Consider the following 22,473-nt stretch of genomic DNA (forward strand, 5'->3'; position numbering starts at 1 on the left):
TTTGCGGCAAGTTAGGAGTGCCGCAGAAATCCGCGGCAGGAGCTTGCCGGGGTTTATTGTCGCGTGTCCCATTTTAGAACGCGCGTCAGTGGGCTTGGCGGGACTCGAACCCGCAACCTACCGGTTATGAGCCGGTAGCTCTGACCAATTGAGCTACAAGCCCGGCAGTTTCGAAACACGCAAACCGCACAGTACCCTCGATCGGATTTGAACCGGCGATCCCTGGCGTGAAAGGCCAGTGTCTTAGACCGCTAGACTACGAGGGCAGTTGTGGACGCAGAAGGATTTGAACCTCCGACTTCTTACGTGTAAGGCAAGAGCTCTTCCGCTGAGCTATGCGTTTGATAGGCGTAGAAGGATTCGAACCTTCAACATTCGGGTCCAAAGCCCGACATTCTTCCATTGAACTATACGCCTTTTTGTGAGCGCGACAGGATTCGAACCTGTGGCCAACGGATTAAAAGTCCGATGCTCTGCCAACTGAGCTACGCGCCCGATTTTACTTTAGGTTTCAACTAATTATGAATGAGCATTAATATCGCAAATATAACATATTTTTGGTTTTTTGTCAAGTGTAGAGCTATGAAATAACTAAATTTAGCCAAAATATATAGTAATAAGCTGATGGTTATTGTAAATTTCGATAAAATAAGCTAAAGTTTATCAACTATACATTATTATGCAAGATAAAATTATTATAAAAGGAGCGCGTGAGCATAATCTCAAGAATATCAGCTTGGAGCTCCCGCGGAATAAGATGATTGTTTTTACGGGATTATCAGGTTCGGGAAAATCGAGCTTGGCTTTTGATACTATTTTTGCCGAAGGGCAACGCAGATATATTGAGTCTTTGTCTGCATATGCCCGTCAGTTTTTGGGCAAAATGGACAAGCCTGATGTTGATGAAATAGAGGGACTTGCGCCGGCAATTTCTATTGATCAAAAAGCGCATAGCGCCAATCCACGTTCAACTGTGGCGACTATTACTGAGATTTATGATTATCTGCGTGTTCTTTTTGCTCGCGTGGGAGAACCGTTTTGTCCGGTTTGCAAAAAGAAAATTCAGAAAATGACCGTTCAGGAAATGGTGGATGTAGTGCTTCAAAAATTGGAAAAAGAAAAAATAAAAAGCGAAGACAAATTAATTATTTTTTCTCCGATTATTCGCGGACGAAAAGGCGAATACTATCAACTTCTTTATGATTTATATAATAAAGGTTTTAGCGAAGTGGCAGTTGACGGCAAAGCTCATAAGCTTAGTGAAAAAATAAAGTTATCACGCTATAAACAACATGATATTGATTTGGTTATCAGAAAATTAACAATTGCGTATCCGATTCAAGATAATAAAGTTTTGCAAAAAGAATTATCCGAAGCAATAGAAACTTCTTTGGAAGAATCCGATGGTTTGGTAAAAATCGCTATGCCGTCGGGTGAAAATATTCTACTTTCGTCAAAATATTCTTGTCCGAATGACAATTTTGCATTTCCGGAAATAGAACCGCGACTTTTTTCATTTAACAGTCCGTATGGCGCTTGCGAATATTGTCATGGAATTGGAACAAAATTTATTTTTTCTGACGAGGTATGTCCGAAGTGTCTTGGCAAGCGTCTGAAGACAGAAGCACTTCATGTTTTAATCGGAGAAAAGAATATTAATGATGTTGTTAATATGTCAATAAGTGAAGCGGTAGATTTTTTTAGTGGATTAAAATTATCCGCAAAACAAAAAGAAATTGCCGAAGCCGCTCTCCGCGAAATAAAAAATCGTCTTACTTTTATGCTTGATGTTGGATTAAATTATCTAACATTAAATAGAAAAGCCGGAACATTATCCGGCGGGGAAGCGCAAAGAATTCGGCTTGCTTCGCAGGTTGGTTCGCGTCTAGTTGGCGCTCTTTATGTTCTTGATGAGCCGACAATCGGACTTCATCAACGCGATAATGAACGTTTGCTCAAAACATTATCCGAGCTTCGCGATATCGGCAATACGGTGATTGTGGTTGAGCATGATGAAGATACGATTTTGATGAGTGATTATATGGTTGATATTGGTCCGAGTGCAGGAAAAAATGGTGGAGAAATAATGGCGATAGGCACGTTGCAGGAAGTTTTGAAAAATAAAAATTCCTTAACCGCAAAATATCTCCGCGGAGAGTTAAAGGTGCCTATGCCGGAGAGTCGCAGAAAAAATATTAAAGAAAAAATTGTAATTTCCGGCGCAACCGAACATAATCTAAAAAATATAAAAGTTGAAATTCCTTTGAAAAAATTTGTTTGTCTTACGGGTGTTTCCGGTTCCGGAAAGTCAACATTAATGAATGATATTTTATATCGTGCGGCTTCCAAAAAGATAAATCATTCTGAAGCGCGTCCGGGCGCATATAAAAAGATAGAAGGACTCTCTTATATTGACCGGGTGATTGTTGTTGATCAGTCGGCAATCGGAAGAACCCCACGGAGTAATCCCGCAACATATACAGGATGCTGGACATATATTCGCGAACTTTTTTCCACTACGCCGGAAGCGCGCGCCAGAGGATATAAGGTAGGACGTTTCAGTTTCAACCGACCTGGCGGAAGATGTGAACATTGTGAAGGCAACGGAACTATTGCGATTGAAATGCATTTTTTGCCGACCGTTTATGTAAAATGTGATGTTTGCAAAGGCAAGAGGTTTGATCGTGAAACATTGGAGATAAGATATAAAGGAAAAAACATTGCCGATATTTTGGATATGGAAATAGACGAGGCTGACGAATTTTTTAAAAACATTCCACACATTAGCGATAAACTAAAAGTTTTGCGCCAAGTCGGGCTTGGATATTTGGAGCTTGGACAAGGCGCGCCGACGCTTTCAGGCGGAGAAGCTCAAAGAGTGAAACTTGCCAAAGAGCTTTCAAAATATTATTCACTCCGTTTCCGCCAAGGTCTCTCTCGCTCACTCTACCTTTTGGACGAACCAACTGTTGGTCTTCATTATGACGATGTAAAAAAACTTGTTGCCGTTTTGCAGGAATTGGTTTCTGCAGGAAATACGGTTCTCATTATTGAACATAATCTTGATATAATAAAAAATGCGGACTATATCATTGACCTTGGACCCGAAGGCGGGGATAAAGGTGGAGAAATTATTGCAACCGGCACACCGGAAGAAGTGGCGCGGATGCCTAAATCATACACAGGTCAATATTTACGTAAGGTTTTAGGGATTTAAAAAAAGCCCGGGTTGGGGCTTTTGCTACGGTGTTCTATTCCATCGCCTAAGTCTATTGATGATTTCTTCCAGGCGCATCTTAAAAGCGAAGTCGTCCTCGTCGGGAATGCGAGTTTTAACTACGCAGATTCTGCTTTTATGTTTTTCAATGAAATCTTTATCATTTTGGCTGTAAGGAATGATGCTTACAAACACTTGGGATCCTACGGCTTCGTCATAAGGCATCTCAATGATATATCCTCTATTCGGCAAGACTGATACTTGGAGGGCTTGTCCCATTGTCGTCTCCTTATCCATAATATTAAGCATAAATATATTTTATGTCAAGCAAATTAGATAAAAAAGTAAATAATCTACCAGACAAACCCGGTGTGTATTTTTTTAAAGATAATCATGGGGAAATTATTTATGTTGGCAAAGCGGGCTCTCTAAAGCGTAGAGTAAAATCATATTTTGCGCGCGCAGGCGACAGAAAAACAGAAGCCCTTGTTGCAGAGGCGGATGATTTGGAAACTCGCGAAACGCCATCTGTTCTTGAAGCGCTGATTTTGGAAGCGGAATTTATAAAAAAATTAAAACCAAAATATAACGTTAAAGACAAGGATGATAAGTCATTTATTTATGTTGGTATTACAAAAGAAGATTATCCCAAACCGATTTTAATTCGCGGACATGAGTTGGATGCTAAGCGTTTTGCGCTAAGCGCGGTTTTTGGTCCGTTTACCAGCGCCAGCACACTTCGCGAAGCATTAAAAATTTTACGTGGAATTTTTCCTTGGAGTGAATGTCGTCCAAATCAGGGCAGACCATGTTTTTATTATGGTATTAAAAAATGTCCCGGAGTTTGCATTCAAAAAATTAGTAAAAAAGATTATCAAAAAAATATTTTCGGATTAAAATTATTTTTCAGCGGTAAGAAAACGCAAATTATAAAAAATCTTGAACGCGAAATGAAAGAGGCTTCAAAAAGTCATGAGTTTGAGCGCGCCGCAGATAATCGCAATAGGATTTACGCCCTAAATCATATTCACGATATTTCTTTAATTAAAAAAGATGATTATGCCGACTATAAAAATTATAATATTCAAAAATATAATGTAATGGGCAGAATTGAAGGATATGATATTTCAAATATCAGCCAGAAGCTTGCGGTTGGCTCTATGATTGTGTTTGAAGAGGGGAGCCCTAAGAAATCGGAATATAAAAAATTTCGCATCAAGCAGACTGAAGCCGGGGATGTGCCAATGCTTCATGAAATTCTTGCACGCAGATTTAAAAATAATTGGCCAAGACCTGATATCATTTTGATTGACGGAGGCGAAGCGCAGGTCAATGTTGCTGAAAAAGTTTTGAAGGCAAATAAATTAAATATTCCGGTTATCGGCATTGCTAAAGGTATTTCTAGAAAAAATGACCGCTTTGTCTTTGATTATAAAAATCAAGAGTTAAAGCGAATTATAAAAACTTTTGAAAATTTATTTAAACAGACGCGAGACGAAGCGCATCGTTTTGCGATTGGGTATCACAGAAGTTTGCGAAAAATAAAACGCATTGACAAAAAGGAATAAAACTGTTTAAATATATAGAAGGAGGTGTGATGGATAAACGTGTTCTGTTGTTTTTCTTAATGGTAGGCATGGACGATTCGGCTAATTATTTTCGCATCTTGCGGAGAAACACTTTTAGCCCGCCCGTAAAAAAGAAAACTCAGCGGATTCTGAAAAATAGAGCCGTTGCTCATCGCTTGTCGGTCATTCACAAGAAAGGGTAGGAAAAAAATGAGGAAAATAGCGGTTTTGGTTGTTTTGGGGATTTTTAGCGGATGCGCAGGCATAAGGCATGATAAAAATATTCGCAACGCTTCATTGATAAGCGAAGTAAAAAAAATTCGCGAAGATATACAAAATCAAAAAATAGCCGCCGCTCGAGAGCGATCAATTTCTAGAGAATATAGGTTGCTTTTTTATAAATTAGTAAGCCACATGAAAGAAATACAAAAAGATTATAATAGTTTGCAGGCAAAATATATGATGCTAGAGCTTCGTGGCGCTCAACTGGAAAAAAATATTAGAGATTTAAAGAAACCACGTCGTACTGGAAAGAGGAGGTAGAAGATGAGAAAGCTTGCACTGTTTCTATCAATTTTTCTTTTTTCTTGCGTTAAGGGAACGCCGGCAACACCTCTAAAAGTTCATAACGAACTCAAGTCTCAACTGGAAAAAGAAGTTAATACATTGAAGAAAGATTTTCAAACCTTGAAGAATGAAACAAACGGCGATATTGCCAAGCTTCAGTTTCAAATTATTAGCGATAGAAAAAGAGCCGACAATCTAATTTTCGGAGCAATACGAGGAACTCAGCTTGGAATGAGGAAATTGTTTGGAACTTTTGCCGCAAGCATCTCCGTGGCATTTAGGCTGTTTGATACGCGCATCAAAGAATTGGAAAAGATCCATCATAAGAAAACAAAGAAAAAGTAATTTTAACGGGCTCCCCGCCCGTTTTTTTAAATCCCAAAGAAAGTTGAATTGTGGTGGATATTGGTGTATAATAAAATTACAGTGGTGAAAAGTGGGGAATATTCTGTGGATAACAACCTCTTTTTGCTCTATTCTAGTCAAAGGTTAATAAATTTTACTTATCCACACCCTAAATATAACTTTATTTTAATATTTCAACTTTTAGATTTTATTAATTTATTGATAATTGAAAGTTGATAATTGAAAATTGGAGCAAAGCGACTTATGTTTATTGGCGAATATCATCACAATATGGACGATAAAGGACGGCTGGCAATCCCAGCTAAGTTTAGGGCGGAATTGGAGCGAGGCGTTGTCTTAACTCGTGAGCTTGATAGTTGTTTATCTGTTTATTCGGCAGAGGAGTGGGATAAGCGTGCGGAAAAACTTGCTAAAATACCGACAACCCAGACCGACCCTCGTTCTTTTGTGCGTTCACAACTTTCCGGCGCAATGGATATGAAGCTTGATGGTCAGGGAAGAATTGTTTTGCCAGATTATCTTCGCAAATATGCAGGACTTACAAGAGAAGCTGTTATTGTCGGACTTTATAACCGTTTAGAAATTTGGGATAAAACCGCTTGGGAGAAATATCGTGATTCAATGGAAGAAAAGGCTAATGAGGTAGCGGAAAAGCTTGGAGATTTTGGAATATAAATATGTATCATAATCCAGTAATGATTAAGGAGGTTTTGGAAGAAATGAATCCTCAACCCGGAGAAAATTTTGTTGATTGTACTTTGGGGAATGCAGGACATACGATAGAAATTTTAAGAAGAACGAAACCCGACGGTAGAATATTGGGTTTTGAATTAGACATCAAGGCGAGCGGGGAGGCAAAGGAACGGCTTAAAGAGGGGGGCCTTTTGAGCAGAGTGGAAATTATTGAAGATAATTTTCGTAACATTAAAAAATATAAAAACAAATTGCCAAAAATAGATGGTATCTTGGCTGACTTGGGCCTTCGGAGTGGACAGATAGAGGAAAGTGGAAAAGGATTTTCTTTTAATGCAGACGAGCCTCTTGATATGCGGTTTGGTTTGCAGGGAACGAGCGCGGAGGAGATTGTAAATACTTATACAATGGATGAGCTGTCGCATATTTTTAGTGAATATGGCGAGGAAAAAAATTATCAGCATATTGCAAAAGAAATTGTAAAAGCAAGAAAAAATAAACCGATAAAAACAACAAGTGAATTGGCGGAAATTATTTTGGATTTTTATCGCCAGAAATTAAAAACAAAAAAAGAGATTCCATGGATCGGGGGGATACATCCTGCAACACGTATTTTCCAGGCGTTTCGAATTGAAGTTAATGATGAGCTCGGAGCTTTAAAAAAATTATTAGAAGACGGGTCTGAGATTTTATCTTCTGGAGGAAGAATAGGTATTATTTCCTATCATTCTTTAGAAGATAGAATCGTCAAACGATTCTATAGAACTAGCCCCCAATTGGTCATAAAGACCAAAAAACCGATCATTTCAAGCGAGGAGGAGGTAAAAAAAAATCGGCGCGCAAGGAGCGCAAAGTTTCGTGTCGCCATTAAGGAATAAAATCTCCTAAACACACCCTTTATAAAATTTTTTTATCCTCGTTTTTCCCACCCCAGTTTTTAGAGTTCGGCTATTTTGCCCAATTTTGAAAACTGGGGTGGGAAAAAATCGGTTTTTAGATTATTTTATGATAAAAAGAAAAATAAAAAAACAAAAATTTGAATTTAATAGGCAGAGAAGCGGAACAAAAAAAGGAAACGCGCCTGTTTTTCGATTTAATATCTTTGCTGTTATGCTCGCGTTTGTTTTTTTGGTTGGCAATATCGTCATTATTAACAATATTACAGAAAATGGATATAAGATGAAAAAGATGAAAGAAGATTTAATGGAATTAAAAAGTCAGAAACAAGAATTAAGTTTAAAAATTTCCGAAAGACAATCAATGGAAAATATTATGGAAAAAGTAGAAGATATGGGCTTGGTGAAGGCAGAGAAAATAGAATATATAAAAGCCTCGGCAAGCGCGGTGGTAAAAAGGTAAAAAGGGTGTATTGGCATTTTGATTTATGAAATTCCCGTTGGGGATTTTTTTATTTTAAATAATTTTATTTATATCTTGCAAAAAAGCATATTTTAAGATAAGATTAGATAATAATATGCCATATAAAAAATACAAAAAGATTCATTTTATAGGAATTGGCGGAATAGGTGTGAGCGCTATTGCAAAATGGGCGCTTTTGGAGGGCGTAGATGTGAGCGGGTCGGATATGGAAGAATCAGAAATAACACGTGAGCTTATAAAAATGCAAGCCAAAATTTTTATTGGACACAAAAAAGAAAACATCTCAAGCGATATTGATTTGATTGTTTACTCCTCAGCCGTACCTCTGTCTAATCCGGAACGCCAAAATAAAATTTTACAAAAAAGTTATTTCGAATTTTTGGGAGAAATAACTCGTGAAAAAAAATTAATCGCAGTGTCTGGAACAAACGGCAAAAGTACCACAACCGCAATACTTGGAAAGATTTTGATTGATGCTGGGCTCGACCCGCTTGTTATAGTCGGTTCAAAAATGAATTCTTTTTCCCATGGAAATTTTAATTATGGAAAAGGAGAATATGCGGTTGTAGAAGCGTGCGAGCATAACGCCCATATGTTGAATTTGCATCCGTGGTCCATCGTTCTCACTAATATAGAAGCAGACCATTTAGATTTTTATAAAAATTTGGATAATATTTTGGAGGCATTCAAAAAATATGTTGCCAAAATAGAGAAAGGATGTTTTTTGGTTTACAACGGCGATGATAAAAATAGCACTGAAGTGGCAAAAACTCATACTTGTCGGCTTATTTCCTATGGTGTGCACGAGGGCGCGGATTTTAGATTTGGAGAAAGACACATAGATGGTCAACGACAGTTGTTTTCAATTTTTCAAGGTGATGAACAATTGGGTGATATAGAATTTTATGCCCCGGGGCTTTTTAATATTTATAACGCAATGGCAGCAACTTCTATGGCAAAGGCGCTTGGTATAAAATTTGAAATAATAAAAAAATCGCTTGCGGAGTTTCGAGGGCTTTGGCGTAGGTTTGAGCATATTGGAGAATTTAATGGCGCGCCGATTATTTCCGATTACGGTCATCATCCGCATGCAATAGAAGCAACTCTTTTGGCAGCGCATGAATTTTATCCGGAGAGAAGAGTGGTTTTGGCATTTGAACCGCATCAACATCATCGAACAAAAGCGTTGTTTGCTGATTTTGTTCGTAGTTTTGATAAAGCAGATGTTCTCATTTTGGGAGAAATATATAATGTTGCCGGTAGAGAGAAAGGCGAAGATGACAATATATCTTCGCGCAAACTCGCAGATGCTATTGTAGAATATTGGCAATCGGATGAAAACAAACAAGAACGAACAAAACACGAACTTTTTTATTGTGAAAATCATGACGAAATTTTACAATCCCTAAAGCAGACCATAAAGAATAATGATATTGTAATAATTATGGGAGCAGGAGGAGTTTACAAGGTTGCTTTGCAACTTTGTAAGTAATTATTTTTTTTTAATTATTAATTAAGGAGTTTCCGCTATCGCGGGAACGGATAGGTATGTTAAATATTTTAGAAAACGAACCATTATCCAAATATACAACTTTTCATATCGGCGGTCCTGCTAAGCATCTTGTAATTGTAAAAAATATAGAAGAGCTCCGCGAAGCTTTGGAATGGGCTAAGAATAATCAAAAAAAATATTTTATTTTAGGCGGAGGCTCCAATTTGTTTTTTTCTGATGCCGGTTATGATGGATTAATTATAAAATCTGCCTTTGCGGATATAATAATAGAAGAAACAGAAGCTATTGTTAGTGCCGGTATGCCTCTTTTGTTAGCTGTAAAACGTTTGGCAGAAGCGGGATTTAAAGGTTTGGAAAATTTTGCAGGAATTCCCGGTACGATTGGCGGAGCTGTTTGTGGAAATGCCGGAGCTTATGGAAGCTCAATGAGCGAGGTGGTTTTGAAAGCCGAAATTTTGATTACAGAAGATTATCATATAGAACAGGTAAAAAAAGAATGGTTTGAGTTTGGGTATAGAAAGAGTAAGTTAAAATATTGGAAAGATAAAAATAAACCAATTATTTTGCGTGTTTGGCTTAGCCTTGAAAAAGGGGATAAGGAGGAGCTTTTGGCGCGTGTTAAAGAAGTTATGGAAAAAAGAAAAGAAAAAGAACCAAAAGGATTTTGTGCCGGTTGCGCTTTTAAAAATATAAAAGGAGATGTTGTTGCCGGACTTTTAGAAAAGTTTGACTTTACTCTTGAAGAGCGTGAACGCTTTGGTTCTCGCAAGGCAATTCCGACAGCCTGGTTTATTGATAATGCCGGGTTAAGAGGCAGAAAAATTGGCGGAGCATATATTGCCGAAGAACATGCCAACTATATAATGAATGACGGTTCTGCAACAGCCGACCATGTTTTGCAATTAATTTCATTTGTAAAACAACGGGTGCGTGATAAATTTGGCGTACAATTGGAAGAAGAAATACAAATAATATTATAATTAATTATTTAATTTTTTAATAAAAGTTTTATAAAAAATAAATTTTATGAGATTAACAAATACAAAATATACAAACATAGAATCAAGTTCGGCATTAAGTGAATATTTGGAAGAAAAAATTAGTCCATTAGAAAAATATTTGGAAAATTTTGGTACTCCGCATGACTTGCGAGTAGAGTTAGAAAAAACCACACGTCATCATCAGTCGGGTCCGCTTTTCCGTGCCGAAGCTAACATCAATATTCCCGGGCATTTTTTTCGTGTAGAGCAAACAGCGGAAGATATTTATTCGGCCATTGATATGTTGAAAAATGATTTGGAGCGCCAACTCTCCGACTATTCGGATAAGTTGCGCACAAAAAAATGCGAGGGTGGACGTGAGGCAAAAGATATGCTACACTCATAACGCGTCATAGATTGTTTTATAAAAGAATATTATATTAATTTTTAGTTATGTTTTTTTCTGATCCGAATAAAAAAGCATTAAAAAAGATACAGCCATTTGTGAATAAAATAAATGAGCTGGAACCGGCATTTGAAAAAATGTCTGATTTTGATTTGCAAAATAAAAGTAAAGAATTAAAAACACAAGCTCAAGAAGGGAAAAAATTAGACGATATCTTATCGGAAGCTTTTGCTTTGGTACGTGAAGCGGCAAAAAGAACTTTAGGTCAGCGTCATTTTGACGTTCAACTTTTGGGTGGAATCGTACTTCATAACGGCGAAATTGCAGAAATGAAAACAGGTGAAGGCAAAACTCTAACTTCTACTCTGGCGATATACTTAAATGCTTTAGCAGGAAAAGGAGTGCACGTTGTTACTGTAAATGATTATTTATCTCGTCGCGATGCTATTTGGATGGGGCAAATTTTTGGATTTTTAGGGCTTTCTGTCGGCATTATCAATCATATGCAATCGTTTTTGTATGATGCGAGCTGGAAAGCTGAAACACTGGAGGAAGCGGAAGAAGCCGATCGTGAGCGTGATCTTTATGCCAGTTTTCGTGTTAATGAAGATTTTTTACGTCCATGTTCCAGAAAAGAGTCTTATGATGCTGATATTACTTATGGAACAAATAATGAATTCGGTTTTGATTATTTGAGAGACAATATGGCAACACGGCTTGAAGATAGGGTTCAACGCAATTTTTATTATGCGATTGTGGATGAAGTTGATTCAATTTTAATTGATGAAGCCCGTACACCGCTTATCATTTCTGCTCCGGCAGAAGAGTCTGGAGAGATGTATGCTCGTTTTGCTCGCATTGTAAAAAATTTGAAAGAAAATGAAGATTATAACTTAGATTTAAAAATGCGCGCGGTAACACTTACGGATGTTGGTATAGATAAAATAGAAAAAGCTCTTAATATTCCTAATATTTATGCCGAAGGCGGAATAAAGATGGTTCATCATCTTGAACAGGCTCTAAAAGCTGAAACGCTTTTTCATCGCGATAAAGATTATGTTCTTCGTGATGGCGAGGTTTTTATTGTTGATGAATTTACCGGTCGGCTTATGCCTGGCAGGCGATATAGCGAAGGACTTCATCAAGCAATTGAGGCAAAAGAAGGCGTAAAAGTTCAGCGTGAAAATCAGACTCTTGCCAGCGTAACATTTCAGAACTATTTTAGGATGTACGAAAAACTTGGCGGTATGACCGGAACAGCTCTTACAGAAGCAGAAGAATTTTCAAAAATTTATTTTCTTGAAACTGTGGCCATGCCGACAAATAAGCCTTTGTTAAGAAAGGATTTAGCGGACAGAATCTATAAAAATAAAAAAGGAAAAATTCGCGCGGTGATAGAAGAAGTAAAAGAACTGCAGGCAAAGGGTCAGCCGGTATTGGTTGGTACGGTATCGGTTGAGGAGAATGAAGAATTTAGTGAAAAATTTGAAAAAGCAGGTATATGCCACGAGATTTTAAATGCAAAAAATCATGCTCGTGAAGCGGAGATTATTGCTCAAGCAGGTAAAAAAGGCGCAGTGACCTTGGCAACCAATATGGCTGGCAGAGGTGTTGATATTGTTTTGGGTGGCGCTCCATACAACGAAAAGACTGCAGAAGAAATCCGCGCTTTGGGAGGGCTCGTGGTAATTGGTACCGAACGGCACGAATCTCGTCGTATTGACAACCAGCTTCGTGGACGTGCCGGACGTCAGGGCGACCCAGGTTATAGCCGATTTTATGTATCATTAGAAGATGAGTTGATGCGAATTTTTGCCGCTGAACGTATCAGCTATATTATGGAAAAGCTTGGTCTTCCGGAAGATACACCCATTGAAAACGGGATGGTTTCAAAAGCAATTGAGTCTGCTCAAAAAAAAGTTGAGGGACATAATTTTGATATCAGAAAGCATCTTCTCGAGTATGATGACGTCATAAATCGTCATAGAGAAGCGATTTATTCGCGCAGAAGAAATGTTTTGGAACAAAATGATATAAAAGAAGACATATTAAAAATAATAGAAAATGAACTGGAGCAGGTAATTGTTTTCCACACTTCGGATCCAGCCAGAAAAAATTGGAATTTGGAAGAAATCTGGCAGGTGGCGAATACAATTTTTCCTTTGGAAAAAGAGATATTGCCAGAACTTTTAAAAATTTCGTCAGGCGAGGGCAATGATAATCTTGGTGTTATAAAACGCAGAGATGCGATGGTTGATCTTTTAGTTAGGAAAATGCGCGAAGCATATGAAAAAATGGAAGGCAGAATGATTGAGCAATCAGGGAATCCTGATATTTTACGCCAGATTGAAAAAGGATTAAGTATGCGGGTGATTGATACTCTGTGGATAAGTCATCTTGAAGAGATTGACTATTTACGCACAAGTATCGGTTTGCGCGGAATTGCCGGCAAAGATCCGCTGGTAGAATTTAAGCGCGAGGCGTATCGTCTTTGGAATGAACTGCAGTCTTCAATTGATAAGCAAATGGCATATTCTATTTTTAAGATTGAGCTTGCGCAAAACATCGCCCCCCAATCTCCTTTTAAAAATCAAAATATAAATACTCCTTTAGAAGAAAAAGAAAAAATCGGGCGGAATGAACCCTGCTCTTGCGGAAGCGGAAAAAAATATAAAAAATGTTGTGGTGCGTAAAAGTGTTAAGGACGTACCTTAACATGACGAATAAAATAAAATTATGGCAAACTATAGGTATAAAAATTTTGCCGAGGGATATATCTATCATATTTACAATCGTGGCAATAACAAACAAAATATTTTTTTAGATGAAGATGACTATAAATTTTTTATTTTAAGGTTAAAACAAAATCTGGGTTTAGAAGAGAAGAAACCGCGTTTAATGCGCATGATGCCCAGTAATTCATTTTTTGTATTATCATATTCCTTGCTGCCAAACCATTTTCATTTTATAATAAAACAAAATAAAAATATTCCTACAAGTTATTTAATGACAAAGCTGTGTACTAGTTATTCAATGTATTTTAATAAAAAATATGAGACGGTAGGACATGTTTTTCAGGGGAGATTCAAACAAAAAACAATAGAAAAAGACAGCTATTTATTATGGCTTTCGGCTTATATTCATCAAAATCCTCGGCTTCATAAGATAACTGAAAATATTATAGAATATAATTGGAGCAGTTATAAGGAGTACCAGTGGAAAAATAATCCTGATAATATTTGTCAAACGAATTTCATTTTAGAGATGTTTAAAGATGTTGAAGAATACCGTAATTTTGTAGAAAATAATTATAATGTTTTGGAAAAAAATAAAAAAATAAAAAAATTTTGTGATGAATAATAATGTTAAGGTACGTCCTTAACATTATGGCAGATTATGCAAGAAGAAATAAAACTAAAAGTGCCTGAAGAAGATTATAGATACGAAACTGAAAAGCGGATTGTTAAATGTTTGAATTGCGGAGCAGATATGGAAAAATTTATTTTAGGAAAAGCCAGCGAAAATGTTTGTTCAAGGTGTGGATTTCAGCAGCCATGTTGTGAGTAGAGCGATATTGGTGAGAAAAAAATTAGTTATGCTAATAAAGATTTAATAATTAACATTCAGTTCTTTTTATAAATATTCAAAGCAATATTTATAAAAGTTATTTTATTAATATGAGTAAAAAAGTATTAAAATATTTTTTTATCTTTGCGGGAATTTTTTTAATAATCGGCTTTTTTTTAACTTATGAAGGTTATATTCCAAAATCACAGGAAGCGGAAAACCAATTATCAGCTGAACAAATTAAGTCAATTAGAGAAGCGTTTCAAGATGAGGAAAATTTAAAAATTTTTGGAGACAATATAAATATGAATCAAAATACATTTGACCCAACAAAATTAAACACAGAAGATATTGTAGTAGGAGGTGGAGAAGAGGTGAAAAGCGGAGATTCTGTCCGCGTTCACTATACAGGCTGGCTTTTGGATGGAACAAAATTTGATAGTTCGGTTGACCGCGGACAGCCGTTTTCTTTTGTTGTTGGAGCTGGTTATGTTATACAGGGCTGGGATCAGGGGCTTTTGGGGATGAAGGTCGGAGGAAAACGTAAGCTTACCATCCCTCCTTCTTTGGGATATGGCGCCTCAGGTGTACCTGGCACAATTCCTGCTAATGCGATTTTAATTTTTGAAGTAGAGCTTTTGCAAATAGCCTCATAATTTGGACACCCTACGTATTCTTGACAAAACTGTGAAGAAATGATATAACTTTGCATAGATATAAAAGGAGGGTACCGCTTGAAAAATTTCGTAGGTGTAATAGACTGCTACCGCGAACACAATAAACAATTCGCCAACGATGATAATCTTGATGTAGCGTTGGATATTTTGTCTTTTTCGCAAGAGATAAGCGACTTCTGGCGACAATATCTTGACTCAACATTTTTATCTTGTAGCTCGGATTGTGGCACAACCGAAGAGCAGTGTTGCTTCGTTCTGGAGCGTAAATTAGAAAAGCTTTTAAAGAAAAGCGAGACCAACAAAGGAAAGGTCTGGCTTTGGCGGATTTGAACCGACAGAAACACCAAGAAAGGAGTAGGGAATGCTACGATTGATTGATAAGATTAAGGTATGTTGTCCTTCTGGTATGCATCACTCTTCTTATGCTGTTCATCTTTTTCCTCATGAAATTCCTGTTTATTTGGAGCAATATCTAGAGGATATGATGAGAATTGCAACTGAAGTTTCCGCAACTCAGAGTATCGTTGATGTGATGCTATATGAATTGTCGCAACAGAGCCAGGATTTGGTAGTTTTGGTTGTAAGGAAGATGTGGATTTCTTCTCTTCGTGAGTTCTGTTATCGGCATAACGTAGTATATCCTTTGGATATGGCACAAAGCATAAAGCGAACAAGCCCTGAGGTTTCTTCACAAGGCAATAATCGAGACAATAAGCAAGATATTTCTTGCGCGGAAGGTCCACGAAACGATTTTCCTTTCGCAATCTGATTTTTATACTATTTTTGAGGCAGAAATGCCTCTTATTTTTTTCTTGCATTTTTTTTCTGTTTATTGTAAGATAACTTCATATTTATTATTCATATTATCCGCACGCATTTGCGTGGTAGCATCTGTTTTTATGAAACAAGTTGTAGATCTATCTTCAATAATAAAAAAACCTCTTAACGCGCTTAAGCATATTTTTGCGTCTGGCTCTAATGGAAAATTACGTTTACAGAGCTTCATTTTAATCATCTTTGCGATATTGGTGGCTTTTTATGTTTTCCCTCCGGCTTGGAATAGAATATCTGATTTTATAAATAGTAAGACAGGGTTAAGCTTGTCAAAAATGAAAGAAACATCATTTCATGTCGGGCTTGACTTGCAGGGTGGAACCCACTTAGTTTATGAAGCTGATACATCTAATATTTCTTTCAAAGATCAGTCAAGCGCAGTTCAGGGCGTTCGTGATGTGATTGAACGCAGAGTAAATGCGCTTGGTGTATCCGAACCATTGGTGCAGACCAATTTTTCTGGTGATAAGTGGCGCGTTATTGTTGAGCTTGCCGGAGTAAAAAACGTAAGCGAAGCAATTAAACAAATTGGTGAAACACCGATTTTACAATTTAAAGAACAGTCTGATATTCCAAATCGAACTCTTACATCAGAAGAACAGCAACAAATGGATGATTTTAATAAAAAAGCAGAGGCAAATGCAAAAGATATTTTTTCAAAATTGTCAGCCGGTGAAGATTATGATGAACTGGCTTTCAAATATAGCGAGGATCCAGGAAGTCGCGAGGCGCATGGAGATCTAGATTGGTTACCAGAGGGCACGCTATTGCCGGAATTGGAATCAGCCGCAAAAACCTTAAAAGATGGAGAGGTCTATAATTCAGTTGTAAAAAGTAGCTTAGGATATCATATAATTAAAAAAACAGGAGAACGTGAGATAGAAGAAGAGGGTGAAAAAATAAAACAATTACGCATATCTCATATTTTTATTCTTACAAAAAGCGAACGAGACTTTTTGTCTATGGATGACTATATGGTATATACGGAGTTATCGGGTAAGGACTTGGAAAACGCAAGCGTTCAATTTGATCCGAATACCAGCGCTCCGGAAGTTGCTTTGCAATTTAACAGCGAAGGTAAAAAACTTTTTAAAGAGATAACCGAAAGAAATGTAGGGAAATATGTCGGTATATATCTTGATGGCGAGCCGATTACAATCCCACGAGTAAACGATGTTATTTATGATGGCAGTGCAAGAATCAGTGGAAACTATGACTTAAAAGAAGCAAAATTATTAGCTCAACGCCTTAATGCCGGCGCTTTGCCTGTACCTATTCATCTTGTAAGTCAGCAGACGATTGGCGCGAGTTTAGGAAAAATATCAGTAGAAAAGAGTCTATGGGCTGGAGCTATCGGTTTAGCGTTGGTTTGTCTTTTTATGATTTTATATTATCGCCTTGCCGGTTTAGCATCTGTTTTATCTTTGTTAATTTATGGAATACTGATTTTGGCGATTTTCAAATTTGTTCCTGTCACATTGAGTTTAGCCGGAATCGCAGGATTTATTTTATCTATCGGTATGGCGGTTGATGCCAATGTTCTTATATTTGAACGTTTGAAAGAAGAACTTGCGGAAGGTGTAGATATTGAGTATGCAATCACCGAAAGCTTCAAGCGCGCTTGGCCGTCAATCCGCGATGGAAACATTTCTACATTAATAACAGCAGCAATTCTTTTTTGGTTTAGTACTAGTGTAATAAAGGGGTTTGCGTTAACTTTAAGTTTAGGAATATTGGTAAGTATGTTTAGCGCAATGTTTATTTCGCGGATTATTCTTCGTTCACTAGCGAGTTTTGTAAAAAAGAATTGGTGGATGGGGAGATAAAGAATATACATTTTGATGCTTAAAATTTTGAGATACTATTTATGTTTATAATTAAACACCGAAAAATATTTTATACAATTGCGATTATGCTTGTTGCTACAAGCATAACTTTTCTTGCCATTTGGAGCTTGAATTTTGGAATTGATTTTACAGGTGGAACGCTTTGGGAAATGGATTTTAAGAATAATCGTCCAATATCCGCAGATATAACACAGGCTCTTTCTTCTGAGGGTCTAGAACCAAGCACTGTTCAGCCTGCCGGCGAGAATGGCTATATATTGCGTTTTAGGCCTCTTGATGAAGGACAGCATCAACAAGGACTCTCTGTGCTGGAAGATAAGTTTGGCGAAATAGACGAACTTAGTTTTGAGGCGGTCGGACCTTCGATTGGTAAAGAACTGCGCGACAAATCTCTTTACGCAATAGTGATTGTTATTTTGGCGATTATTGCATATATTGCATGGTCTTTTCGTAAAGTTGAAAAAGTAGTTTCATCTTGGGTTTATGGAGCCATAGCGATTGTTGCTTTGGTTCATGATGTACTAATTCCTTTGGGTATTTTTGCTTTTTTGGGAAAATTTTTCGGGCTTGAAATAACCAGCGCTTTTGTGGCAGCTATACTTACGGTATTAGGATACTCCGTCAATGACACTATTGTTGTGTTTGATCGCGTTCGCGAAAATCTTCGCAAGCATACACATGATGATTTTGTTGAACTTGTGGGAGCCAGTATTAAGCAGACGATTTCACGTTCAATAAATACTTCCCTTACTACTACTTTGGTATTGGGCGCGATTTATTTTTTTGGAGGCGAGAGTATAAAACCTTTTGCCCTCGTTCTTATGATTGGAATTGGCGCCGGTACTTATTCATCAATTTTTCTTGCTAGTCCGCTTCTTGTAAGTTGGAGTTTAAAAAAAGCAAAATAAAGAACAGCTAATTAACTTAGGTAAATATTATTTTATTTTCGCTATAGAGTAGCGTTTTTTTTATTTAAAATTTATGTTATAATAAAATTATCAGAAACGCAAAATCACTTTTATGTGATAAATTTTAGTTATTTTTTATATTTTTATTTTAAAGTTACTATTTTTATTATGTTTCCTCAAATTTCTTTTGACTTAACATTTTTTACAAATATTATCAATGAACTTTTATCCCAGCCAACGCCGTTTCATTCTGCCTGGTTATTGTTGCGGATTGGCGGATGGGTTCCATTGGCGTATCTTTTGTTTTGGGCAATAGGTCAAATATATTTAGTTCAAATTCAGACACGTTGGGTAAGGAAGCAAAAATTTGTTTTGCTAGCAATTGATGTTCCAAAAGGCAATGAACAAACACCAAAAGCTGTTGAAAATATTTTTGCCCATTTTTACGGTATGAAGTCTTCGTTTAATATGAAGGATAAATATATAACCGGAAAAGTAGAGTTATCCGCAAGTTTGGAAATAGTTTCTTTGGGCGGAGATATTCAGTTTTATATTCGTGTTGTTAGAAAGCACCGTGATTTGGTGGAATCGGCGATCTATTCTCAATATCCGGATGCGGAAATAACCGAGGTAGAGGATTATACCAAAAATTTTCCAAGAAAATTTCCGCATGAAAAATACGAATCTTTTGGGTGTGATTTTAAACTGGATCACCCGGATTATTTTCCGATTCGTACTTATCCACAGTTTGAACATGGACTTTCCGCAGAGTTTAAAGACCCAATGTCTTTGATACTTGAAACATTATCAAAAATAAAAAAAGATGAAGCTCTTTGTTGGCAGATTTTGGTTGTTCCGGCAGGGGATAGTTGGATTAAAAAAGGTGAACAAGAAGTAAAAAAAATGCTTGGTAAAGCGCCTCCGCCAAAAAAAGGCATTTTGGGTGGAATTAGCGATTTGGTAGGTGAATTTGCCGGTTACACTGTTAGTGGAACCATTGCTGGTGCAGGAGAAAAAGATAAGACGGCCGATGCGTTTCGGTCTTTGGCGATGTCTCCCGGCGAACGCCATACAATAGAGGCAGTAGAAATGAAACTTTCCAAAACCGGTTTTCCTTCGAAGATACGTTATATACATTTTGCTCCGCATGAAATTTTTCAAAATAAATATACTGTCGTTAAGGGTTTTTTGAAGCAATTTGCCGCTTTAAATTGTAATAGTTTTACTTCTGTGCAAAAAACAATGCCAAAGAAAAATTATTGGTATCATAGGATGGTTCGCCCTACAAAACAGGCAACGCTTTTTTCTGCCTATATTAATCGTGATCCTTCTATCGGGGGACCGATGTATGTTTTGAATACTGAAGAATTGGCAACTTTGTGGCACTTTCCCGTATTGGAGGTTAAGGCTCCGTCAGTTAAACGTACAGAAGCTCGTCGCGCCGAGCCTCCTCGCGGATTACCTGTGAGGTGAGAAAGTATCAATTATCAATTTTCAATTACCAATGAAGTATCAATTATCAAGTATCATTTAATCAGGAGGTTCTAATTTTGTTATGAAAAATGAATATAACCTAGAGGAGAGGACCGCTAAATTTGCAGAAGAAATAATAAGATTCATCAAAAAGATTCCTAAGAACTGCCGAAAATTTGCCTATGATAACACAGCTTGTCAAATCCGGTACAAGTATTGCCGCTAATTATTATGAAGCCACCGAGGGTGAGTCCAAAAAAGATTTTTCACATAAAATTGCAATTGCTAAAAAGGAAGCAAAAGAAACTAAGCTTTGGCTAAGATTAATTGTCGTGTCAGAACCAAAATTAAGAGACGAAGCACGAATTTTGTATAAAGAAGCTCAAGAATTTATTTTGATGTTTAGTAAAACACGAAAAACTTGCAATGAAAAATGATAAATGAAAAATGAACCTTCAATGAAAAATGATAAATGATAAATGAAAAATTATTTATGTCCTATTCCCCTGAACACGAAAACGAAGTTATAGTTTTTGCTGAAACAAATTACCGTAATAAACGAGTAAGATTTGGTATAAAAACCGACGATCGCAGACGGCACGTTTATATTTTGGGAAAAACCGGTATGGGAAAGACGACTATGTTGGAGAATATGATTTTGGAAGATGTCTATGCCGGGCATGGTGTTGCTTTTGTTGATCCTCATGGTGATTCAAGCGAAAAAATATTAAACTATATTCCATCACATCGTATAAATGACGTTGTCTATTTTAATCCGGCAGATATGGAAAATCCTGTCGGTTTTAATATTTTAGAAACGGTTGACGAGTCTCATAAGCATTTGGTTGCTTCCGGGCTGATGGGTGTTTTTAAAAAAATATGGCCGGACGTTTGGTCGCCGAGAATGGAATATATTTTGAATAATGCGGTATTGGCTCTTTTGGATGTTCCGGGTTCGACACTTCTTGGAATTAATCGTCTTTTGGCAGAAAAAGATTACCGTAAAAAAGTTATTATGCAAGTTAAAGATCCTGTAGTCAAGGCTTTTTGGACGAATGAATTTGCTCGTTATAATGAGCGTTTTGCTACAGAGGCGATTGCTCCAATCCAGAATAAAGTTGGACAATTTTTGTCTGCTTCAATTATCCGTAATATTGTTGCTCAGGTAAAATCCACCATTAACATTCGTCAGATAATGGACGAAGGAAAAATTTTTATTATTAATCTTTCAAAAGGTAAAATCGGTGAAGACTCCAGTAGACTTTTGGGAGGAATGTTGATTACAAGAATTCAGCTTTCAGCAATGGAAAGGGTGGATATAAAAGAAGCTGACCGACTTGACTTTTATCTTTATGTTGATGAGTTTCAAAATTTTGCTACAGAAAGTTTTGCCGATATTTTGTCAGAAGCTCGGAAATATAGATTAAATTTAATTTTAGCCCATCAATATATCGCGCAATTAGATGAAAAAGTTCGTGATGCTGTTTTTGGAAATGTGGGTACGCATATTATATTTAGAGTAGGAGCGGTTGATGCCGCGGCATTTGAGGATGAGTTTGCGCCTGTTTTTACACCAGAAGATATTGTAAATTTACCAAAATTTGAAGTTTATTTAAAATTGATGATAGATGGTGCAGCTTCGCGTCCTTTTTCTGCTACAACGCTTCCGCCAATTGGTTCGCCGACTGAAAGTTATGAAAAAGCGACTCATGTTTCTCGTGAGCGCTATGCAGTTAAGCGGTCGGTAATTGAAGAAAAAATAGAACGTTGGTGGGGTTTTGATGAAGACGAAGGTCGTGAAAAAGAATTTGGTTCCGACAATATAAAAAGTACTTACTCGCGTGATGCCGGAGAGCGACGCATCACTCCTTCGCGTTCTTTTTCCACCCGTTCTTTTACCCCACGGAATACGGAACAAGCGGAAGAAAGGGGAGGGTCGAGCTATTCTCTGCCTAGAAGAAGAGAGAGCTTTCCTGCGGTTTGTTCTCGTTGCGGCCGCGAGACAACATCCGGCTTCAAACCCGACCCGCGCAAGCCCTTTTACTGCGAAGATTGTTTGCCAATTATGAGAGAAAAATTACGTTTACAAGCAGAAGGTCCAAAGCTAAATCGAAAGGAACAGCCTCGTTTCAGCCAAATATCTCGGCCATCTCAAGATTTTACAAAAAACCAGTCAAAAAATTTTAATACCGGAGCCAGAGTTTTTTCGAGTTCAGAAGAACCAAAATGTCTTTCTCTTTCTGCGTTAAAACCAAGACCGGAACGACGAGAAATCAACAAACCAACAAAACACTTACCCGTATCGTTTAACAACTCAATGTCTGGCGGGCGGGGAGAAAACACAGAAGAGAAAAGCACGAAAAAGTAAGAATGGATCTTAAGTAAAAAATGATAAATGAAAAAGGCCATTCCTCCCTCTTGGTGCTCCAATGGGGAGGCTAGGGAGGGGGATTTAATAGTAATAACCTATGAACAAA

19 protein-coding genes, 5 tRNA genes and 2 pseudogenes are annotated in these 22,473 nt (G+C 37.2%); 20 read left to right on the top strand and 6 right to left on the bottom strand.

Annotated features, from left to right (window positions below; all coding sequences use genetic code 11):
- Positions 1-89: 89 nt before the first annotated feature.
- From COU51_01845 to COU51_01865, 5 genes are all read right to left on the bottom strand, one after another.
- Positions 90-163, bottom strand: a tRNA-Met gene (locus tag COU51_01845).
- Between the two features lie 29 nt (positions 164-192).
- Positions 193-266 (bottom strand) — tRNA-Glu (locus COU51_01850).
- Between the two features lie 2 nt (positions 267-268).
- Positions 269-343 (bottom strand) — tRNA-Val (locus COU51_01855).
- A tRNA-Gln gene (locus COU51_01860) sits at positions 343-417 on the bottom strand. Before COU51_01860 ends, COU51_01855 begins: the two co-directional genes overlap by 1 nt.
- Positions 418-419: 2 nt before the next feature.
- Positions 420-495: transfer RNA gene (locus tag COU51_01865), tRNA-Lys, on the bottom strand.
- A gap of 184 nt (positions 496-679) precedes the next feature.
- Here COU51_01865 and uvrA point away from each other — a divergent pair.
- Positions 680-3,217, top strand: coding sequence for an excinuclease ABC subunit A (gene uvrA / locus COU51_01870; GenBank protein ID PIR66819.1), 2,538 nt, complete (start codon positions 680-682; stop codon positions 3,215-3,217).
- 24 nt (positions 3,218-3,241) lie between these two features.
- Here the strand turns inward: uvrA and COU51_01875 are convergent, their stop codons facing one another.
- Complete coding sequence (locus tag COU51_01875; GenBank protein PIR66820.1) at positions 3,242-3,526, bottom strand: hypothetical protein; 285 nt, start codon at positions 3,524-3,526, stop codon at positions 3,242-3,244.
- An 11-nt stretch (positions 3,527-3,537) separates the two neighbouring features.
- Here COU51_01875 and COU51_01880 point away from each other — a divergent pair, with 11 nt between their 5' ends.
- The 19 genes and pseudogenes from COU51_01880 (at position 3,538) to COU51_01970 (ending at position 21,773) form a co-directional block, all read left to right on the top strand.
- Positions 3,538-4,785, top strand: a complete 1,248-nt coding sequence (locus tag COU51_01880) for a hypothetical protein (GenBank protein ID PIR66821.1) — start codon at positions 3,538-3,540, stop codon at positions 4,783-4,785.
- Between the two features lie 210 nt (positions 4,786-4,995).
- Positions 4,996-5,328 (top strand): hypothetical protein, encoded by a 333-nt coding sequence (locus tag COU51_01885; GenBank protein PIR66822.1) that lies wholly within the window; start codon positions 4,996-4,998, stop codon positions 5,326-5,328.
- A gap of 3 nt (positions 5,329-5,331) precedes the next feature.
- On the top strand, positions 5,332-5,697 hold the full coding sequence (locus COU51_01890) for a hypothetical protein (protein ID PIR66823.1): 366 nt from the start codon (positions 5,332-5,334) through the stop codon (positions 5,695-5,697).
- Positions 5,698-5,961: 264 nt separating this feature from the next.
- Positions 5,962-6,393, top strand: coding sequence for a cell division/cell wall cluster transcriptional repressor MraZ (locus tag COU51_01895; GenBank protein PIR66824.1), 432 nt, complete (start codon positions 5,962-5,964; stop codon positions 6,391-6,393).
- On the top strand, positions 6,390-7,289 hold the full coding sequence (locus COU51_01900; protein ID PIR66825.1) for a 16S rRNA (cytosine(1402)-N(4))-methyltransferase: 900 nt from the start codon (positions 6,390-6,392) through the stop codon (positions 7,287-7,289). Before COU51_01895 ends, COU51_01900 begins: the two co-directional genes overlap by 4 nt.
- 127 nt (positions 7,290-7,416) lie before the next feature.
- The gene (locus COU51_01905) at positions 7,417-7,770 is read left to right on the top strand and encodes a hypothetical protein (protein PIR66826.1); all 354 of its coding nucleotides are present in this window, start codon (positions 7,417-7,419) and stop codon (positions 7,768-7,770) included.
- A 115-nt stretch (positions 7,771-7,885) separates the two neighbouring features.
- Positions 7,886-9,283 (top strand): UDP-N-acetylmuramate--L-alanine ligase, encoded by a 1,398-nt coding sequence (gene murC / locus COU51_01910; GenBank protein ID PIR66827.1) that lies wholly within the window; start codon positions 7,886-7,888, stop codon positions 9,281-9,283.
- Between the two features lie 56 nt (positions 9,284-9,339).
- Positions 9,340-10,284, top strand: a complete 945-nt coding sequence (locus COU51_01915; GenBank protein ID PIR66828.1) for a UDP-N-acetylenolpyruvoylglucosamine reductase — start codon at positions 9,340-9,342, stop codon at positions 10,282-10,284.
- 46 nt (positions 10,285-10,330) lie between these two features.
- Entirely contained in the window at positions 10,331-10,690 is a 360-nt protein-coding gene (gene raiA / locus COU51_01920; GenBank protein PIR66829.1) for a ribosomal subunit interface protein, read from the top strand.
- Positions 10,691-10,737: 47 nt separating this feature from the next.
- Positions 10,738-13,383 (top strand): preprotein translocase subunit SecA, encoded by a 2,646-nt coding sequence (locus COU51_01925; GenBank protein PIR66830.1) that lies wholly within the window; start codon positions 10,738-10,740, stop codon positions 13,381-13,383.
- 43 nt (positions 13,384-13,426) lie between these two features.
- Positions 13,427-14,050, top strand: coding sequence for a transposase (locus tag COU51_01930; GenBank protein ID PIR66831.1), 624 nt, complete (start codon positions 13,427-13,429; stop codon positions 14,048-14,050).
- Between the two features lie 512 nt (positions 14,051-14,562).
- Positions 14,563-14,913 carry a peptidylprolyl isomerase gene (locus COU51_01935; protein ID PIR66838.1) on the top strand — a complete coding sequence of 117 codons (351 nt, stop codon included), beginning with the start codon at positions 14,563-14,565 and terminating at the stop codon, positions 14,911-14,913.
- 78 nt (positions 14,914-14,991) lie between these two features.
- A complete protein-coding gene (locus COU51_01940; protein ID PIR66832.1) occupies positions 14,992-15,264 on the top strand; it encodes a hypothetical protein in 273 nt (90 codons plus the stop codon).
- A 31-nt stretch (positions 15,265-15,295) separates the two neighbouring features.
- Entirely contained in the window at positions 15,296-15,703 is a 408-nt protein-coding gene (locus tag COU51_01945; GenBank protein PIR66833.1) for a hypothetical protein, read from the top strand.
- 25 nt (positions 15,704-15,728) lie between these two features.
- Positions 15,729-17,594: a protein translocase subunit SecD gene (gene secD, locus COU51_01950; protein PIR66834.1), complete on the top strand. Its 1,866-nt coding sequence runs from the start codon at positions 15,729-15,731 to the stop codon at positions 17,592-17,594.
- 41 nt (positions 17,595-17,635) lie between these two features.
- On the top strand, positions 17,636-18,523 hold the full coding sequence (gene secF / locus COU51_01955; protein PIR66835.1) for a protein translocase subunit SecF: 888 nt from the start codon (positions 17,636-17,638) through the stop codon (positions 18,521-18,523).
- Positions 18,524-18,637: 114 nt separating this feature from the next.
- On the top strand, positions 18,638-19,996 hold the full coding sequence (locus tag COU51_01960; GenBank protein PIR66836.1) for a hypothetical protein: 1,359 nt from the start codon (positions 18,638-18,640) through the stop codon (positions 19,994-19,996).
- Between the two features lie 82 nt (positions 19,997-20,078).
- A pseudogene (locus COU51_01965) lies at positions 20,079-20,433 on the top strand (four helix bundle protein).
- 56 nt (positions 20,434-20,489) lie between these two features.
- Positions 20,490-21,773 (top strand): annotated as a pseudogene (locus COU51_01970) (hypothetical protein).
- Positions 21,774-22,473 lie beyond the last annotated feature (700 nt).

Source organism: Parcubacteria group bacterium CG10_big_fil_rev_8_21_14_0_10_36_14 (assembly GCA_002772895.1).
Classification (GTDB): Bacteria; Patescibacteriota; Patescibacteriia.

Bases quoted from the DNA above. Each gene is read 5' to 3' on its own strand.
- COU51_01935 (PIR66838.1), top strand. From the start codon at position 14,563: ATGAATCAAAATACATTTGACCCAACAAAATTAAACACAGAAGATATT.
- murC (PIR66827.1), top strand. From the start codon at position 7,886: ATGCCATATAAAAAATACAAAAAGATTCATTTTATAGGAATTGGCGGA.
- raiA (PIR66829.1), top strand. From the start codon at position 10,331: ATGAGATTAACAAATACAAAATATACAAACATAGAATCAAGTTCGGCA.
- COU51_01875 (PIR66820.1), bottom strand. From the start codon at position 3,526: ATGCTTAATATTATGGATAAGGAGACGACAATGGGACAAGCCCTCCAA.
- COU51_01885 (PIR66822.1), top strand. From the start codon at position 4,996: ATGAGGAAAATAGCGGTTTTGGTTGTTTTGGGGATTTTTAGCGGATGC.
- COU51_01890 (PIR66823.1), top strand. From the start codon at position 5,332: ATGAGAAAGCTTGCACTGTTTCTATCAATTTTTCTTTTTTCTTGCGTT.
- COU51_01880 (PIR66821.1), top strand. From the start codon at position 3,538: ATGTCAAGCAAATTAGATAAAAAAGTAAATAATCTACCAGACAAACCC.
- COU51_01915 (PIR66828.1), top strand. From the start codon at position 9,340: ATGTTAAATATTTTAGAAAACGAACCATTATCCAAATATACAACTTTT.
- COU51_01930 (PIR66831.1), top strand. From the start codon at position 13,427: ATGGCAAACTATAGGTATAAAAATTTTGCCGAGGGATATATCTATCAT.
- COU51_01945 (PIR66833.1), top strand. From the start codon at position 15,296: ATGCTACGATTGATTGATAAGATTAAGGTATGTTGTCCTTCTGGTATG.
- secD (PIR66834.1), top strand. From the start codon at position 15,729: ATGCCTCTTATTTTTTTCTTGCATTTTTTTTCTGTTTATTGTAAGATA.
- COU51_01905 (PIR66826.1), top strand. From the start codon at position 7,417: ATGATAAAAAGAAAAATAAAAAAACAAAAATTTGAATTTAATAGGCAG.
- secF (PIR66835.1), top strand. From the start codon at position 17,636: ATGTTTATAATTAAACACCGAAAAATATTTTATACAATTGCGATTATG.
- COU51_01925 (PIR66830.1), top strand. From the start codon at position 10,738: ATGTTTTTTTCTGATCCGAATAAAAAAGCATTAAAAAAGATACAGCCA.
- uvrA (PIR66819.1), top strand. From the start codon at position 680: ATGCAAGATAAAATTATTATAAAAGGAGCGCGTGAGCATAATCTCAAG.
- COU51_01895 (PIR66824.1), top strand. From the start codon at position 5,962: ATGTTTATTGGCGAATATCATCACAATATGGACGATAAAGGACGGCTG.